Raw genomic sequence first — 818 nt, forward strand, 5'->3', positions numbered from 1 at the left:
CCGGCCGCACGCGACGACGGCGACTGGGAAACGTTCTGACGCCCGGCGTGGCATCTGCCACGCCCGCCCCGCTCAACTCGGCGCCGCGACGGTCGATAACCCGTACGACGCCTTCCTGAAGGACACGAAATGGACATGCTGACCGAAGTTGCCCCCTCTGCCCGCAGCGAGCGCACGCGCGCGGCCTCCGCCTCGAACGGCGCCGCGGCCGTCGAGGGCCAGGCCGGCGGTGAGTTCCTCACCTTCCGCCTCGGCGGCGAGGAGTACGGCATCGACATCCTGCGCGTGCAGGAGATCCGCTCCTACGAGCCGCCGACGCGCATCGCCAACGCGCCGTCGTTCATCAAGGGTGTCGTGAACCTGCGCGGCGTCATCGTGCCGATCATCGACCTGCGCCTGAAGCTCGGCTGCGAGAGCGCCGAGTACAACGGCTTCACCGTCGTCATCGTGCTCAACGTGCGCGGCCGCGTCGTCGGCGCCGTGGTCGACTCGGTGTCCGACGTGCTCGAGCTCAACCGCGAGCAGATCAAGCCGGCGCCGGAGCTCAGCTCCAGCATCGAGGCCCACTACATCACCGGCATCGGCGCGGTGAAGAGCGGCGACGCCGAGCGCATGCTGATCCTGGTCGACATCGAGGCGCTGATGAGCAGCGCCGACATGGGCCTGATGGACAGCGCCACCCACTGAGCCCTCGGGAGCCGGGCCGCACTCGCCGGGGCCCACCCTGATGAGGATCACCGGCCGCACCGCCTCCGTCGCCGGGCCGAGTCCCGGCCGCTGCCGCCTCGGGCGGCAGCGCCGTCTGCAGCCGCCGCCGG

The 818-nt window shown here is 71.1% G+C and carries 1 protein-coding gene; it reads left to right on the forward strand.

Features of this window, described 5'->3' with window-relative positions; all coding sequences use genetic code 11:
- Nucleotides 1–129 precede the first annotated feature (129 nt).
- Entirely contained in the window at nt 130–687 is a 558-nt protein-coding gene (locus RBXJA2T_RS11620) for a chemotaxis protein CheW (protein WP_009857567.1), read from the forward strand.
- Nucleotides 688–818: the final 131 nt, after the last annotated feature.

It is taken from the genome of Rubrivivax benzoatilyticus JA2 = ATCC BAA-35 (assembly GCF_000190375.1).
In the GTDB taxonomy this organism is placed as follows: domain Bacteria; phylum Pseudomonadota; class Gammaproteobacteria; order Burkholderiales; family Burkholderiaceae_C; genus Rubrivivax; species Rubrivivax benzoatilyticus.

Coding starts and splice junctions, on each gene's coding strand:
- RBXJA2T_RS11620 (WP_009857567.1), top strand. CDS start 130: ATGGACATGCTGACCGAAGTTGCCCCCTCTGCCCGCAGCGAGCGCACG.